The organism is Brevibacterium zhoupengii, from assembly GCF_021117425.1.
Classification (GTDB): domain Bacteria; phylum Actinomycetota; class Actinomycetes; order Actinomycetales; family Brevibacteriaceae; genus Brevibacterium; species Brevibacterium zhoupengii.
Map to the genome: position 1 here is coordinate 3,869,527 of NZ_CP088298.1, position 16,073 is coordinate 3,885,599.

At 62.6% G+C, this 16,073-nt stretch carries 14 protein-coding genes and 1 riboswitch; of the genes, 5 read left to right on the forward strand and 9 right to left on the reverse strand.

All coding sequences use genetic code 11. The features are described from left to right. Positions 1-44 precede the first annotated feature (44 nt). Positions 45-2,168: a RecQ family ATP-dependent DNA helicase gene (locus tag LQ788_RS17550; protein WP_231443211.1), complete on the reverse strand. Its 2,124-nt coding sequence runs from the start codon at positions 2,166-2,168 to the stop codon at positions 45-47. Positions 2,169-2,238: 70 nt separating this feature from the next. Next, a complete protein-coding gene (locus LQ788_RS17555) occupies positions 2,239-2,712 on the reverse strand; it encodes a hypothetical protein (protein WP_231443213.1) in 474 nt (157 codons plus the stop codon). A gap of 159 nt (positions 2,713-2,871) precedes the next feature. Between LQ788_RS17555 and LQ788_RS17560 the strand changes: the two genes are divergently transcribed. Further along, on the forward strand, positions 2,872-3,474 hold the full coding sequence (locus tag LQ788_RS17560; RefSeq protein WP_231443215.1) for a TetR/AcrR family transcriptional regulator: 603 nt from the start codon (positions 2,872-2,874) through the stop codon (positions 3,472-3,474). Between the two features lie 21 nt (positions 3,475-3,495). On the opposite strand, the gene LQ788_RS17565 is transcribed toward LQ788_RS17560, so the two are convergent. Further along, positions 3,496-4,431, reverse strand: a complete 936-nt coding sequence (locus tag LQ788_RS17565; protein WP_231443216.1) for an ArgP/LysG family DNA-binding transcriptional regulator — start codon at positions 4,429-4,431, stop codon at positions 3,496-3,498. Positions 4,432-4,500: 69 nt separating this feature from the next. Between LQ788_RS17565 and LQ788_RS17570 the strand changes: the two genes are divergently transcribed. Continuing rightward, the gene (locus LQ788_RS17570; protein ID WP_231443217.1) at positions 4,501-5,100 is read left to right on the forward strand and encodes a LysE/ArgO family amino acid transporter; all 600 of its coding nucleotides are present in this window, start codon (positions 4,501-4,503) and stop codon (positions 5,098-5,100) included. A gap of 3 nt (positions 5,101-5,103) precedes the next feature. On the opposite strand, the gene LQ788_RS17575 is transcribed toward LQ788_RS17570, so the two are convergent. Further along, on the reverse strand, positions 5,104-6,033 hold the full coding sequence (locus LQ788_RS17575) for an aminoglycoside phosphotransferase family protein (protein WP_231443218.1): 930 nt from the start codon (positions 6,031-6,033) through the stop codon (positions 5,104-5,106). 145 nt (positions 6,034-6,178) lie between these two features. On the opposite strand from LQ788_RS17575, the gene LQ788_RS17580 reads away from it, so the two are divergent. After that, entirely contained in the window at positions 6,179-6,901 is a 723-nt protein-coding gene (locus LQ788_RS17580; RefSeq protein ID WP_231443220.1) for an AAA family ATPase, read from the forward strand. Between the two features lie 80 nt (positions 6,902-6,981). Here the strand turns inward: LQ788_RS17580 and LQ788_RS17585 are convergent, their stop codons facing one another. Together LQ788_RS17585 and LQ788_RS17590 are read right to left on the reverse strand one after the other, a co-directional pair. Further along, positions 6,982-9,159, reverse strand: coding sequence for a YhgE/Pip domain-containing protein (locus LQ788_RS17585; protein WP_231443222.1), 2,178 nt, complete (start codon positions 9,157-9,159; stop codon positions 6,982-6,984). 93 nt (positions 9,160-9,252) lie between these two features. Continuing rightward, entirely contained in the window at positions 9,253-10,095 is an 843-nt protein-coding gene (locus tag LQ788_RS17590; protein ID WP_231443224.1) for an ATP-binding cassette domain-containing protein, read from the reverse strand. 236 nt (positions 10,096-10,331) lie between these two features. On the opposite strand from LQ788_RS17590, the gene LQ788_RS17595 reads away from it, so the two are divergent. Next, positions 10,332-11,438, forward strand: a complete 1,107-nt coding sequence (locus tag LQ788_RS17595) for a tellurite resistance/C4-dicarboxylate transporter family protein (protein WP_231443225.1) — start codon at positions 10,332-10,334, stop codon at positions 11,436-11,438. A 382-nt stretch (positions 11,439-11,820) separates the two neighbouring features. Here LQ788_RS17595 and LQ788_RS17600 read toward each other — a convergent pair whose 3' ends face one another. From LQ788_RS17600 to LQ788_RS17610, 3 genes are all read right to left on the reverse strand, one after another. Further along, entirely contained in the window at positions 11,821-12,336 is a 516-nt protein-coding gene (locus LQ788_RS17600; protein ID WP_420868420.1) for a DUF805 domain-containing protein, read from the reverse strand. Between the two features lie 326 nt (positions 12,337-12,662). Continuing rightward, positions 12,663-13,967, reverse strand: coding sequence for an MFS transporter (locus LQ788_RS17605; protein WP_231443229.1), 1,305 nt, complete (start codon positions 13,965-13,967; stop codon positions 12,663-12,665). A gap of 101 nt (positions 13,968-14,068) precedes the next feature. Continuing rightward, a complete protein-coding gene (locus LQ788_RS17610; protein WP_231443231.1) occupies positions 14,069-14,467 on the reverse strand; it encodes a MarR family winged helix-turn-helix transcriptional regulator in 399 nt (132 codons plus the stop codon). A 255-nt stretch (positions 14,468-14,722) separates the two neighbouring features. Further along, a riboswitch (FMN riboswitch) is annotated at positions 14,723-14,851 on the forward strand. Positions 14,852-14,965: 114 nt separating this feature from the next. Here LQ788_RS17610 and ribD point away from each other — a divergent pair. Further along, complete coding sequence (gene ribD, locus LQ788_RS17615; RefSeq protein WP_231443233.1) at positions 14,966-16,057, forward strand: bifunctional diaminohydroxyphosphoribosylaminopyrimidine deaminase/5-amino-6-(5-phosphoribosylamino)uracil reductase RibD; 1,092 nt, start codon at positions 14,966-14,968, stop codon at positions 16,055-16,057. Positions 16,058-16,073: the final 16 nt, after the last annotated feature.

Below are 16,073 nucleotides of genomic sequence, written 5' to 3' on the forward strand. Positions count from 1 at the left end.
AGGCGCACTGGGTACCTCGAGTCACGACTTCAAGGCACTGATCGTCAGGCGCGCAGTGCGAGTGCGAATGGCAGCACCGCTGTTGCTCCCGCCTGTCGCAGCAGTCGCGCCCCGATCGCCATCGTCCAACGAGAGACCACCTCATCGTCGACGAGGAGCACCGCTTTCCCGGCCACTGCCTCTTCGACCTCGGGCGGGACGACGAAGGCATCGTAGAGATCCTTCACTCGGAAGGCACTGTTGACCTCGGGGCTGCCATGGTCATGGACCTGCAACAGCTCTCCCCCATCGATAAGCCTGCCAACTGAAGCCAGATTCGCCGCCAACGATCTCACTGTCGCAGGCCTGCGCGCACTGGGCACCGAGACAACGACTTCGGGGCGGATCTCCCAGTCCCATTGGGCCAGCACCTCAAGGCACCATTTGCCGATCTGCGCGGGTACTTCGGCATCGGGAGCGTCCGGAGCGAGGAAGGATCGCAGGGTCTGACCCTGCCCCAGGTCGCTGAGCCGGGCGATGGCTCGTCCTTCGGCGGCCAGCTCTCCCGCGGGAATACGGCCCTTGAGCGGGACGCCGATATTGGCCATACCGCTGGGCCAGGTGCTGCGTGGGTCAAGGGGAAGACCGATGCGATGCAGAGTGCCTACCGTGGCCTGCCTGTTATCATCCGAGATCTCGGCAGACCACCAGGCTCCGGCACAGTTGTCGCAGCGTCCGCAGGGCTTGGGTTCGGGGTCGTCGAGCTGGCGGATGAGGAATTCCATCCGGCATTCGCCAGTGGACTCGTAGTCAAGCATCGCCTGAGCTTCGGCCGCGCGCACTGCAGCGACCTTCTCGTATCGTTCCTGGTCGTAGGTCCAGCCTCGGCCCGTCGAGACATATCCGCCCTTGATCTTGGTCACCGCGTCCTCGACCTCGAGGGTCTTCAGCAGCAGCTGCAGTCTGGTGCGTTTGGTGCCGACAAGCGTCTCCAAGCGAGCCACGGACAGGGGGCCGTCCGCCTCGGCGAGGGACTGCAGCACGGCGTTGGCATCGGTCTGGCTGGGCATCGAAGCGGTGGCGAAGTAGTTCCAGATCTCCTGGTCCTCGGCTCCGGGCAGGAGCAGGACATCCGCGGAGTCCGTGGCGCGGCCGGCACGACCGACCTGCTGGTAGTAGGCGACGGCCGAGGACGGAGCACCAACATGGACGACGAAGCCGAGGTCCGGTTTGTCGAAGCCCATTCCCAACGCCGAGGTGGCCACGAGTGCCTTGATCCGGTTGTCCTTGAGCTGCTGCTCGAGTTCGGCTCTCTCCTCAGCGTCGGTGCGGCCGGTGTAGGCACGAACCTCATGCCCCTGGTCGCGTAGGATTCGGGTGATGTCCTCCGCTGCGCTGACCGTGAGTGTGTAGATGATTCCCGAACCGGTGAAATCACCGAGGCGGGAAGACAGCCAGGCGATGCGTGCGCTTGCGTCGAGCCCGGGTTGGACGCCGAGCCGGAGAGAGTCGCGGGCGAGCTCGCCGCGGACGACGGTGGTGTCCTGGCCGAGCTGTTCTGCGACGTCGGTGACGACCCGAGAGTTGGCTGTGGCTGTCGTGGCGAGGACGGGGGTGTTGCCCGGAAGTTCGGACAGGATGTGTCCGATGCGTCGGTAGTCGGGGCGGAAATCGTGGCCCCAGTCGGAGATGCAGTGGGCTTCGTCGACGACGATGAGGCCGAGGAAGGCCAGCAGCTGCGGCAGAACCTCGTCGCGGAACTGCGGGTTGTTCAGCCTCTCGGGCGAGACGAGAAGGACGTCGAGATTTCCTGCCCTGAGGTCATCGAGGACGGTGTCCCATTCGGTGACGTTCGAGGAATTGAGGCTGGCCGCGCGCACTCCGGCGCGTTCGGCGGCTGCGATCTGGTCGCGCATGAGGGCCAGAAGCGGGGAGATGATGAGACTGGGTCCGGTACCGGCCGCGCGCAGCATTCTGGTTGCCACGAAATACACAGCCGACTTGCCCCATCCTGTCCGCTGCACCACGAGGACGCGCTTCTTCTCGACCACGAGGTCGCGGATCGATTCGAGCTGGCCGTCGCGGAACTGAGCGTCGGGATTCGCGGTGAGCTCGGAAAGGATCCGCTGAGCCTGAACGGCGAATTCGTCGGCCTCGATGGTCGCTGTGCTCGGGGTGGATTCCGTCATGGACCCAGTCTAGGCGGGAGCACTGACGCAGCCGCTCAGCCCCTGGCCCGTCCGCTCGGCCCCTGGTGCATCACCTCAGAGCGAGCTCGATGCCCAAGGTGGCGAGGACGCCGAAGAGCACGCCCCACAGGATGATCGAGATGATCTGCCAGAAGGCTACGGCGTTGCGATTGGCACCGAATCCGACCATGGCCATCGAGGTGATCTGCGACGGCAGCAGTGTCTGCCCGAGGAGGGAGACTCCGGGGACGCCGAACTTGTCGAACATGCGCTTGAGCCTCTGGCGCTTCTGCGAAGGCTCAGCGCCCTTGTTCTTCGTTGCCTTGTCGCGGATGGCCCCGGCACCGTAGACGAAGGCGAGCATTGAGATCACGTTGCCGATGACAGCCACGAGGATCGCAACGACAGGGTGCAGACCGATGGCGACGCCGATGACGGCACCGAAGTAGGACTCGACGAAGGGGATCGCGGAGACGAGCAGCACCCCGGCCCACTGCAGCCAGTCGGGGAACGAGTCGGCGAAGTTCTGGATGGATTCGATCATTCTGGGGCTCCATTTTCACTAGGGCGGAGTCACGGTCGAGGTTATGCGTCCGACCCCACGATCCATTTCAGACCTGGAACCCGACTTTCTAGCACAGTGTGCCAGTACGCTGTACTATACAGGAAGGTACACTGCAGTGCGAGACCGAGAGGAGCAGCAATGTCACGACGCGATGACATCATCTCTGCGGCAATCCGCCTGGCCGAGCAGGGCCCACCCGGGCAGACCAGCCTCAGCGTGCGGGCAGTCGCGAAGGAAGCCGGGATCGGTGCCTCGACGCTGCGTCACTACTTCCCCACCCAGGCTGACCTGCACGAAGCAATCGCCCGGGGTTCGATGAAGACGGCAGTCAAAGACTTCTCGATCTCTGATTCCGAGCTGGATCCAGCTGATCGTCTCTTCGAGTGCTGCGCGCAGTTCCTCCCCACACACGAGCACCGCGATATGCAGCTCGAGCTGTGGTTCACGATGCACCTGAGTGCACTCGGCCCAGACCGGCGCGAAGTGTCTCGCCGGCTCCTCGAGTATGGCCACGACTTCACCTATGAATGCCTGCATCGGTGGCTCGGAATCCTGTCCGAGGAGGGTCATATCGACCCCGCCGAGGTGGCTTCCATCTCCGTTGCTCTGTTCACCATGCTCGATGGGCTGGCTCTGCATTCGATCGTGACCCCCGAGCGCGTCACCGTCGATGCCGCGCTGGATCAGCTCAGGTGGATGATCGCGAAGGTCCTCGAACCGGCACCTGGAGCTCAGCGGTAAACCTGCCGGCCAGGCCGAACGTCAGCGCATCTGAGCTGCGGCTCGGTGGAGGGCTCCGGTAAGTCGGCCGAGCTTCTCCGAGGCGAGATTCCAATGGTGCCAATAGAGCGCGACGTCGATGTTCGGTTCGGATGAGAGAGGCACGAGGTCCTTGCTGAGATCTCCCAGCTGCATGATGGGGATCAGCCCCCATCCGACCCCTGCCTCGACTGCGGCCGCAAATTCCCACGAGCTGGGCACCACCGACATCGGCGGAATCGTCGTCACTCCAGTGCGCCTGAGATAGGTGAACTGCAGGTCATCGTCCTTGCCGAAGTTCACCATGGGCAGGGACCCGAGGTCCACCTCGGCGAATGATCCGCCCCCAACCTCGGCACCGTACTTCGCGAGCAGGCACTTCGTCGCGACGGCGACGTAGCGCATCGAACCGAGCTTCTGCACTTGGGTGCCGTAACCGCCGACCGCCGCCGAGGTGATGGTGCCCAGCACCTCGCCCGACGTCAGCAGCGGCAGGGCTTTGTCTTGGTCGGCGACCTCGATGCGGATGACGATATCGTCCCAGCCGGCCACCTCGGCGAAGATCGGGCGGAACCAGGTCGAGAGCGAATCGGCGTTGACACCGATGCGCAGCACCGTCGGGACTCGCCTTCTCTGGCCGGGCACTGCACAGGCGTCCTTGCCGATGCCGTCGGGAGCGTCGATGTCGATACCGTGCAGGCGGTCCATGGTTTCGGACTCGAGGAGCTCGATCTCCCGCGCATATTTCAGGACCGCCTCCCCCGCCTCGGTGACGGTGATCGGGTTCGTGCGGCGAATGAGCACCTGCCCGATGCGGGATTCGAGAGTGCGGATGCGCTGACTCGTCGCCGATGGTGTGACGCCCAGGATGAAGGCTCCGCCTTCGACCGTGCCCTCGTCGACGACTGCGGCCAGCGCTTTGACGTGATCGATGTTCATGAAGCAATTGTGCATCACATGAAGATTATGTTGTTTTTCTTATCTTCCTGCGCGTCATAGTCTTTTCGAGTGCTCACTCATCTCATCAGCGGAACGCTCGCCGGTTGGTCGCTCATCATCGCCGTCGGTCCGCAGAATGCGCTTGTCCTGCGGCAGGGAATTCGGCGTGAGCATCTCGGCGTGGTGCTCACGATCTGCATCCTCGCCGATGTGCTGCTCATCGGGGCTGGCACGGTGGGCATCGGTGCGATCGTGCTATTGGCACCGTGGGCGCTGGAGATTCTGCGGTGGCTGGGTGTGGCCTATCTGCTCTGGTACGCGTGGGGCAGCCTGAAATCTGCGCGTGAGGCATCAGGGCTGGAGGCGGATACGCATCAACGCAGTCTGAAGTCCATCATCGCAACGACCCTGGCGCTGACGTTCCTCAATCCTGGGGTCTACCTCGATACCGTCGTCATGCTCGGCAATCTGGCGAATCAGCAGGGGCCCGGCGGAACGTTGCCGTTCACGATCGGGGCGATGCTCGGATCTCTGACTTGGTTCCTCGGCATCGGCTACGGCGCCCGTGGCCTCTCGCGTTACCTCGCCCGGCCACGTGTGTGGCAGGTTCTCGACGTGCTCATCGCCGTGGTGTTGGTGATCTTGGCCGCTCGATTGGCGTTCGGGTAGGGGTTAGTTGCTGGGGTTGGCTATTGCGTCTCTGACGTCCTCGCGTCTGAGCATCTGCGCACACCACCGGAAGTGACCGTCCTGGCTGTCTGTGGCGAAGTAGGAGTTTGTGATCACCGCGTATGCCGCGCGATACAGGCCATAGGCGCTGAGGTCATGGCCGAACCGAGTGCTGAAGGCTTTGCTCAGGGCATTCTCGGAGCGACGAGCGTTCGGCCCGTACATGTCGAAGCTGCTCGCAGCGATCGCCGCGTCGAACTGCGGGTCGCCGACAGTGGTCAGGAACCCGAAATCCACGACTCCCGCGACTTCGCCGTCTTCGATCAGCACGTTGGCAGGGATGAGATCCCCGTGAATCAGACATTTCGATTCGGGATCGGGAAGGTCTCGCAGTCTTCGCAGAAGCGTCTCAAAGATCTTGTCGATATCGCCGATCGCCTGCCGCAGCAATTCTGGACGTGCTGTGAACCGCCGCCCAGCAAGATCCGCCAATGAGCCTCCGAAGCTCTTCGTGCAGAGAAACGGTTCCTCACCAGGAAGGATCGGTAGGGCACTCAGATCTCCGGCGTCCGCTTGGGACAGTCCAGCCAATGCTTCGCTCATGAGTCGGATCTCTTCATCGGTCACGACCGGAGCGTTCGTCATGGCGTCTAGACGCAGAGGGCGACCGGTATCCTTCTGCTCGATGGTAATTGTGAGACTGTCCTCGCTGAGGCTCTCGATCGTCCGAGAGCAACGGAACGGAATCGGCGACTGCTCCAATGCCGAACCGAAGCGCAGCAGCGGTTCGAGGTCTGCCGGACGTCGTTCATGCCAGACCTTGGCGACTTCGTCGGCAGACAGGTCGACGACCGTGCCTTCCATGCCTGAGCCGAGTATTTCGCCGGGCTTCCACCCACGCGCACGCAGCAGCGCGATTGCTCGCTCGTCCATGTCGCCAGTCTATTGGCCGGCGTCGGGAGTGAAATTCACTGCGATCAAGCGCTCCAGCAGATTGCTGCGATACTTCTGCACGCCAGACGCCTCGGCACCCTTGTCCAGAAATGCCATGTCTGTGCCGACGTCTACATTCGGACACATGGATTCCCGGGTAGATCTACCGCTGCGGTCGGTGACCAGACATGCGCATTCTCCGCCAGAGCTCAGCCCTTGGCTGCGTGAGCTTCCTGCTGTGCGCGACTGTCTGGACGGCTTCGAGTTCGAGCGCACCACCGTCTTCGTCGGTGAGAATGGCTCAGGCAAGTCAACGCTCATCGAAGCGCTGGCCACCGCCCTCGACCTCCCGCACGGTGGCGGTACGGGATGGGAAGTGCGCGACCACGCCGAGGAGGTTCCTGAGCTGAGCGAGCACGTGCAGATCGTGCGCGGTGCCGCTTCGAAGCGAGGCGCATTCTTCCTCCGCGCCGAAACAATGCACGAGAACATGGCCTACCTGATGGAGATCGGCGCCGGTCGCGGCCACCACTACTCGCAGCAATCACACGGTGAGATGTTCATCGAGATGCTGACGGGGAAGTTCATGGACTTAGGGCTGTGGGTTCTCGACGAACCCGAGAGCGCACTGTCCTTCACCGCCTCGCTGACACTGCTGCAGCTCATCCGACAGCGACATCGCGCAGGATTGCAGACCATCATGGCCACCCACTCCCCCATCCTCGCCCGGGCCGAGGGGGCCAAGCTCGTCGAGGTCGGCGAATGGGGGCTGCGCGAATCCACATGGGATCGGCTCGACATGGTCGACCATTGGAGACGCTTCCTCCATGAACCGCAGCGGTACTTACGATATTTCGATGACGACTAGACGCCTCTCCTCGTGAACATCTTTCCTCGCCGAGGTGGCGGTGCGCGCCAACGCACGGCCGCCTCGGCGAGGGCCGAGGCTCAGAGCGTCAGGCTCGGGTGCAGCTGAGTCAGCGTCACCATCCGCTTCCGGCCGCAGACGAACATGGTCGCCACCAGACAGATCGCGGTCATGAGCAGCAGAACGACCGCCGCCTGTGCCGCGATGAACATGTCCCCGCCGGCGATCAGGGTCCGCAGGCCGTTGACCGCGTGTGTCATCGGCAGGAATGGCGAGATGATCTGGAAGATGCTCGGCGCCGTCTGCACCGGGTAGGTGCCTCCTGCTGAGGCGATCTGGACCATGAGCAGGACCAACGCGACCAGCCTGCCGACACCGCCCAAGGCCGCGACGCAGAGTTGATGGACCGCATGGAAGCTGGCTGCGACGAGGATCGAGAACAGCAGCGTCCACAGCCAGCTGCCGGCGGAGAAGTCGAGGGCGAAGGAGAGGACCCCATAGAGCACAGCCACTTGAGCCACACCGAACAGAATGCCGGGCACGTAGCCGGCCCAGGCGATGCGGGAGGATTTCGCCGATGACATCAGCGCGCGATACGGAATCGCATTGATGACCATATAAGTGATCATTCCGCCGATCCACAGGGCGAGGGACACGAAGAATGCTGCGAGACCTTCACCGTAGGCGTCCACGGCATTGTCCTTGATCTTCTCGGCGTCGACGGGCACCGCCACGACGTCCGAGCGGTTCTCACGATCCGACTTGTCATAGGTCGGGATCTGCTTGAGCCCGTCGGCAAGCTTGTCGGCGAGTTCTTTCGAACCGTCGACGAGCTTCTTCGCGCCCTTGTCGAGTTCGTCGGCGCCGTCGGCCAGCTGTGAGGATCCGTCCTTGAGGTCGGCGACACCGGTCTTGGCCTTCTCGGTGCCGTCTTTGAGTTGGATGGCACCGTCGTTGAGGTCTCCGGCACCTTTGGCCAGATCGCCTGCACCGGCGTCGAGTTTGATCAGCCCGGAGTGCAGGTCATCGGCTCCGGTGGCCACCTTCTGTGCACCGTCGTCGAGTTTGCCGATCTTCTTGTCGGCCTCCCTGATCTTTTTCATGACGTCGTCGACGGCGTCTTTGACTGGGTCCTCGAGATCCTTGGCCTCGTCTGCGGCCTTCGATGCCCGCCCGTGGGCTTTGTCGAGATCCCCGCCGAGGTTGTCCATGTCGTCGGCGAGTTTCTGCACATTCGGGTCATCTGGGTAGTCTTCGCGCAGCTGCGCGACCCGGTCGTCCATATCACCGTTGACCGTGTTCCGCGCCGAGTCGAAGTCATCTTCGGCCTGGGTGAGCTTGGGGCGTGTTCCCTCGACGAGGTCGTCGGCCTTGTCTTTGAGGTCCTCGGCCTTGTCCGTGGCCTCGTCTGCGGTGTCGCGCAGCTGGCCCGTTCCGTCGGCGACCTGCCCGGCACCGTCGGCGACCTTTTTCGAACCGTTCTTCGCCTCGGTCGTGCTCTTCGCCAGCTTATCTGCGCCGGTCTTCAGATCGCCGCTGCCCTTTTCCAGCTCACCGGCCCCTTCGTCGAGGTCGCCGATGCCGGTCTGCAACGTGCCGACTCCCTTGTCGAGGGTATGCGCGCCGTCGGAGAGCTGGCCTGACCCGTCGTGGAGATCAGTCGCACCGTCGTTGAGCTGCCTCGCCCCGTCGACGGCCTTTTTCGTCGAGGAGTGGATGTCGTTGAAGCCAAGGTAGACCTCGGAGACGTATTCGGCCGTTGTGGTCTCGTTCAGTCCCGATTTGATCTCGTTGAGGATTGTTCCTGCCATCTGTCCGACGATGAAATTGTGCGCATCGTCGGTGCGCAGGTTCAGTCCTGCCTGCTCGGGATCGTCCCCTCCTGTTGAGACCAATCGTTCTGAGAAGTTCGATGGGATCTCGAGGACAGCGAAGTACTTGCCTTCGGCCAGGCCGTCGTTGGCCTCCTTCAGTGATGTCTCCTGCCAGTCGAATCCGCCTTCACCTTTGGGGGTGATCTTGTCGACGAGCTCATCGCCTGCCTGGAGCTTCTCACCGTCGGAGTCAGGCTTCTCTGCGCCTTCGTCGGTGTTGACCACGGCTGCTTGGAGCTTGTCGAGGTTGTCGGTCGGAGCCCAGTTCGAGGCCAGGTACAGTCCACCGTAGATCGCGGGGATGACCGCGACGACGATGATCGCCAGGCGGGTGATCGTATGCCGTTTGAAGCGGCTGAGTTCGAGCCAAGGCAGAGAGAACATCGAAGAAGCACCTTATTGTCGTTGACAGATTCGAAAAGCTGGTGGAAGCGGGCTACGGTCAGGTCACCCACCTCGGTGACTGAGTTCGGCGGCTCAGTGTCGGGGATGCTGGGTGAGCTGCAGTGTGCTCACCGAGGTGGGTGAGACCTCCGTGGACAACGCGTCGAGGACCAGGTCGACATCGGAGGAATCCTCGCAGGACGCGATGACCGTGAGCGGATTCTCGGGATCGCGCTTGCTGCGCAGCTCCTGGTAGATGAGGATGGCCGCCCAGGCGCGGGCACGGTCTTCGCGCTCGCGTAGGTAGTCGATGTTGTCGAGGACGACGACCGGTGCCTGGGCGAGGCTGGCAAGACCGAACTCAAGGAGGAATTTCTGCAGCTCGCTGAGTTCGGAGACGAAGGCCTTGCCTTCGTCATCGATGAGGAAATCGGCGTCCTTGGCGTCAGATGAGGAGAAGGTACCCTCAGGAAGGCGGTCGATCACCTCGGTGGCGGAAGCGAAAGTCTCGCGGATGACGTCGATAACCTCGCGCAGGGAGGACTTCGAGACCCAGGGTTTGTACCAGGGCTGGAGCATGATCAGCCGTTCGGCGATGTGCTGGGCGAGTGTGAAGTCGTTCTCGAGGTCGGTGAGACCGGCGATGTGGCCGACTGTCACCTGCCCGCGGACGAGGCGGGGCTGCTTGCGGATATCGAGTTCGCCCACATGGCCCTCGCCGGAAGTCACGCGCATGCGTCCAGCGATCGAGAGCAGGAGGGATGTCTTGCCGGACCCGGCTGCACCTTGGATGATGGCGACCGAACCGCGGGGGACGTCGAGGTCGAGCCCGGAGAATACCTCTCCCTGCTTTCCCGACAGCCCCCATCCGCGAAGACTGACGTGGCCGACCGCCTGTTCTGTCTCATCGACGAGCGTCTGTGAAGTGCTCTGCATTCCTGTTGCCCCCAAAGTGTGCGACTGTGTCGACCCATTGCGCTGGCCGTTGACGCTGGGAACGCGGTTCAGGCACGCTCCGCTGCCAAGCACGTTACGCCACATTGGCTCGTACGAAGCCGTTCCGCCTGACGCCGGGTCAAGTTACTCATAAGTAACTATAGTGCCCGAAATTGCTTGTCGTCGTCAAAATGCGGCGAATGTCTCGAATCCCACAAAAAGTCGATAATGGAGAAATGAGCAATGGACAGACGAGCTTGGCACACCTGCAGACAAGGTGGGGGCTGAGTCCAGGGACGGTCACACCGGGATGTTTCGCGTCTGTCATGGCCACGGGAATCATGTCCGTCGGCGCGCACCTCAAGGGACTGACAGCACTCGCGGCGATCCTTTTCTGGCTGGCCGTAGTCCTCTACGTCTTCTTCCTCTCGCTCGTCATCTGGCGTGCCTGCGTGCACAACGAGGAGCTGCGTGCCGATCTCCACAACCCGTCGAAGGCCTTCGGATTCTTCACCTTCGTCGCAGCCACCAATGTCCTGGCCACCGCTCTTGAAGGCCAAGCCCACTTCCGCATTGCCCTCGTAATCTTCAGCGTCGGCCTCGTTGCCTGGCTGATCCTGGGCTACCTCATCCCGTTCTCCGCCGTGCTCGGCTCGTCGAAATCACCCATCCTCACACAGGTCAACGGCACCTGGTTCGTCTGCGTGGTTGCGGCTCAATCTGTTGCCGTCGCCGCGTCCGGGCTGATGGCGCACCTGCCGACCCCGGAGGCTGCGTCTGGCATCAACCTCAACTCTGCACTTGCCGTCATCGCTGTCATCGCCTGGAGCGTCGGCATCGGGCTCTACTTCCTCTGTGCCGCCTTCGTCGGGATGAGGGCGCTGCTCCACCGCATCGGCCCGGAAGACCTCGATGCTCCGTACTGGGTGATGATGGGCGCACTGGCGATCTCGGTGGTCGCAGGTTCGAAGATCCTCGAGGGTGGGACTGCCCCGATCCTCGCGGCGACGACCGTCATCATCGCGGGCGCCTCGGCGATCCTGTGGTCGATCTCGACCTGGCTCATCCCAGCACTAGTCATCGCCGGCCTGTGGCGACACTTCGGCCATCGCTTCCCCCTGGGCTACTCGGCCGGGCTGTGGAGCATGGTCTTCCCACTGGGGATGTACTCTGTGGCGAGCACGAACGTAGGCAAGGTCGACGATGTGCCGATCATCTCCTGGATCGGCGCTCAGTGGTATTGGATCGCACTAACAGTCTGGGCGATCGTCTTCGCTGCGATGGTCTGGTCATTCGTGAAGTCCACGAGCGCGAAGAGCTCTTCTGGTTCAGCTGCGGGGTGAGTGCGTTGCTACGGGGCGGGTAAGATCGGCGTCGCAGAAGCTGAGTGCGGCGGCGAGCTAAGCCGGACTGCCCTGGAGCAATACGCCCAGCCAGTTTCACGCCCTACATCTGCAACGGTAGGTTTTGGCAGCCCCAGGTCGCTGAGTGAAACTAGCTGTATCAGGTAGCGGGAACGGTGCGACTTAGCAGGCGAGGTGCGGAACAGCACTGAGTGTATGAGTTGGCGTGTACGAGTCGGCGAAGCAACGCCTACGACGATGCTCAGACTGTTCCCGCACAGCAAAAAGCTGCCGCATGCAGGGTATGCATGCGGCAGCTTCAGTTCGTTCGTGTTGAGGACTCTTCGATATGAGCCTCGCTCAATCGAGAACGCTCAGATGATCAGACGTCGAAGCGCTGACCTTCAGGCTTCGAAGGCAAGAGCAGCAGAACGAGCAGGATGATCGCGCCGACGCCGGGGATGAAGTAGAGGAAGAAGAACGGTCCCGCGAAGTTCCCGTCATGCAGTCGACGCCAGATAATCGCCAGGGTCGGGATGAGCATTGCGAGTCCGATGAGACCACCGATGACATAGCCGATCCCAGCAATAATCACTCCGGGACCCGACATGGCAGCCTGTGCAGCAGTCGGATCGTAGGGATCCACCATCGCCGCGGAACTCGCCGCCATGGTTGCACCGACGATGGCCAGAATCATTGGGATGAGCTGCACCAAAAATCCGAACAGCGCCACCCACCAGATCTCGCTGCGCGAGGCGCGGCCCGAGAAATGGGTGTACTTCTTGAAGAAGCGCTTGACAGCCTGGCCGAACGACGCGCCATAAAGAGGGAGGGACAGGTCGTCGGGGCTGGCAGCTCCGCGAGGCTGGCCGCCGAATCCACCAGCGCCAGGGCCCATGGCTCCTGGACCTGTGGCACCGGGGCCTGCGGGATATGCGTTGTTCGCGTCGTAGGACATGGTGACCTTCGTGTTAGGAAAAATATCGTCTCTGCACAGGAAGTGCGATATCAATTGTGCTACACAGTGACCGGAATCCTCGCATTCCCGGTGTTCCAGATCTGGAACGTGACATGAACAGTGTGTATCTATGGCCCATCGATACCGTTACGCCGATGCCATGACGCGACAGACGCCCGAGAGGATCAAGCCTCACGGGCGCCATCAACGCTTCGCCTCAGACGAACGCTCGGAGCAGGAGATCCCTCTCCCGCAACGCTCTCACCTCAGGCGTCGCCGCCGGTGAGAGCATAGGCCTCATCGACCGGAGCCTCCTCGATGTGGCCATCGACGCGACGCAGCGCCTTCCAAGAGACGCTGAGGACCACGACCGCCAACAGCACAGTAGCCGCACCGAAGAGGTACGGGACCCCGACGCCGAGGGCCTCTGAGACCGGTCCGGCCACCAGCGGAGCAACGGCGCCGCCGATGAAGCGCACACCCGAATACGTTCCCGAAGCCACCGGACGGGGCAGATCGCTGGCCTCCATCGCAGACTCGGTGAAGACCGTGTTGAGCACACCGAGGACCAATCCGGCGAGGATCACACAGATGATGATCCCGACGAAGGACTCGACGATGAACGACATGACCACGAGGATGGCTGCGAGCGCGATGAGAGTGGCGACGAGAGTGCGCCGACGACCGATCCGCTTGGTCAGGATCGGGGCGCCGAAGACCGAGGTGATCGCCACACTGATGCCCCAACCGAAGAAGACGAAGCCCAGGCCCATCGCACCGAAGTTCTCAATCCCCATCTTCGCGGCCGCCGCTTCGACCGGGAAAGGGCTGTAGGCGAGGATGATGAAGAACCCGAAATTGTACAGCAGCGCGGAGATGCCCAGGGCGAGGATTCCGGGGTGAGCGAGAGCGCGGAAGGTGGCGCTGAGCTTGATGGGCTCGGGGTTGGTCTTCAGACCCGACTTTCCACCGGGAAGAAGAACGACGATTGAGATGAAGCCGATGGCCATGAGGACTGCAGTGCCGAAGAACGGCCCACGCCAGGAGATTCCGCCGAGCAGCCCTCCCAACAGCGGACCGGTGGCGATGCCGACGCCGAGCGCGGCCTCATAGAGGATGATCGCCTTCTCAGCACCACCCGAAGCGGCACCGACGATCGTCGAGAGCGCGGTGGAGATGAAGAGCGCATTGCCCAGGCCCCAACCCGCGCGGAAGCCGATGATCTGATCTACGGAGCCGGAGAATCCTGCCAGTGCCGCGAATGCGACGATGAGGATGAGACCGATCAACAGGGTCTTCTTCGCACCGATGCGCGAGGAGAGGAAGCTCGTGAAGAACATCATGGCGCCGGTGATGAAGAGGTAGCTGGTGAACAGCAGCATCGACTGTGACGGTGAAGCGTTGAGGTCTTCGGAGATCGCGGGCAGAATCGGGTCAACCAGACCGATACCCATAAACGCGATGACCGCGGCGAACGCGACTGCCCATACTGCTCGTGGTTGACGCAGAATAGATGCTTCCGCGCCCTCCTCATCTTTCAACTGTGCTTCGTTACCTGGTGACACGCTCATTGCTGTTCCTGCGCACCCTTTCGTCGATATGTTGTGGTTCTCTGTCGTTGGTCTGATGTGACTCGCCGGCTCAATGTGATTGCCGCCGAGGTGGTTCATCGTCAGCCGTTCCGTTCGTCGTCAGGCTGAACCTCGTCGGCATCCACCGGATGCTGATCCTGCAGGTACTGCGAGACCAACCCCAGCGCCCGATGGACGCTGAGCCTGTCTTCGGGAGTCAGCGCCTCGAAGTAGGGTTCCATCCGCTCGGCCAGTATGTTGCGATTCTCGGCCAGCCTTGTGCGGCCGGCATCGGTCAGCGAGAACTGCGATGCCCTTCGATCGCTCGCACTGGCCTCGCGCACCACATATCCCGCCTCTTCCAAACGGGCCAGAATTTTCGTCGCAGCCGGCTGAGAGCACAGGTAGCCCTGTGCGAAATGTCCGACCCGAACAGGTTGGTACTGCTCGACCACGCCGAGGCCACGCAATGTGACCAGGTCACTTTCGTCACCGATCACTCGCCTCAGCGCCCTGGTCAGACGGGAGGAAACGACAACGAGGCCAGAGACGAGCTCTGCCGAATCAACATCATCCATAACTCTGGTATATACCTAGGTTATGTAATTTCGCAAGGGCTGTGTCACGCCACCGAAGCCTCGACAGTCCGCGTCACCCCTTGCAGCCCCGCCCTGGCGGGACTGCGGCAGGGCACCAGCGTTTCTCATGTGATGGACGTCATGGCCGCCTCGGCGAGGTGCGTGCTAATCTGTGGTCACATGTTCCGGGGACGGTGAAAATCCGTACCGGCGGTGATAGTCCGCGAGCCGGCTGCATTCGTGCAGATGGTTGACTTGGTGAAATTCCGAGACCGACAGTCAGAGTCTGGATGGGAGGAGCATGGCGACCGCAGTCGTTGAGTTTCGGTGCATCCCAATGCACTGGCGCACACGTTCGCACGCTCTGATAGTTGCACCCGCAATATCCTCCCTCCCGGCATCGGCTCGGGAGGTTTTTTCATGCAGGCAGAGTTCACCGAACTCGAAACGACCGCGATGTCCGCGGCTCTGCAGGCTGCGCGAAACGGTCACCGCGGCGCGAATCCGCTGGTGGGAGCCGCGATCCTGACGAGGGACTCGCAGATCGTCGTCGGCCATCATGCCGGCGCAGGCAGCCCCCACGCCGAGGTGGACGCCATCACCACGGCCATCGACCTCGGCGTCGACCTCACCGCCTCCACCCTGTTCGCGACCCTGGAGCCCTGCAATCACATCGGCCGGACCGGGCCGTGCACCCAGGCGATCATCGATGCCGGCATTCCCGAGGTCGTCTTCGCTCTGCCCGATTCCAACGGTGTTGCCGCCGGTGGTGGAGCCACCCTCGCCGAGGCAGGGGTCCGGGTCCGCTCGGGCCTGGGCCGTGACGAGTCCTCGGCTCTCAATGCCAGGTGGCGTCGTGCTGTCGATGCCGAGCGTCCGTTCGTCACCGCGAAGATCGCGCAGAGTCTCGACGGCATGGTTGCGGCGTCCGACGGGACCAGCCAATGGATCACCTCGGCGGCTTCGCGAGTGCATTCACATAAGTACCGGTCCCGCGTCGACGGGATCCTCGTCGGCACCGGAACGGTCCTCGCCGATGACCCCCGACTCAACGCCAGAGGCCCGGGTGGTGAACCGCTGGAATCCCAGCCGGTGCCCATCGTGCTCGGGCTGACCTCCCTGCCGCCGGAATCCTTCCTCGCACTCAATCCCGACACGGTTCACCTGCGCACACGAGATGTCACTGCAGCGCTGGGCGAACTGCATGCCCGCGGTCTGCGCCACATCCTCGTCGAGGGCGGGCCCAGCGTGCTCGGCGCTTTCTTCACCGCTGGCGCCGTTGACGAGGTCTTCTGCTATCAGGCTCCTCTGCTGGTGGGGGCGGGAAAATCCAGCCTGTCGGGTCTGGGCACATCGACATTGAGCGAGGCAGTCAACCTGGTTTCCGATGAAACTGCTGAACCCGCCATCACACAGCTGGGCCCCGACGTCCTGCTGCACTTCGTCACCGGCTCGGGCAGCGGTTCGAGTTCCGGCTCAAGTTCCGGCAACACCGACAACTACACCATCTGACTCATCTCCAACTGAC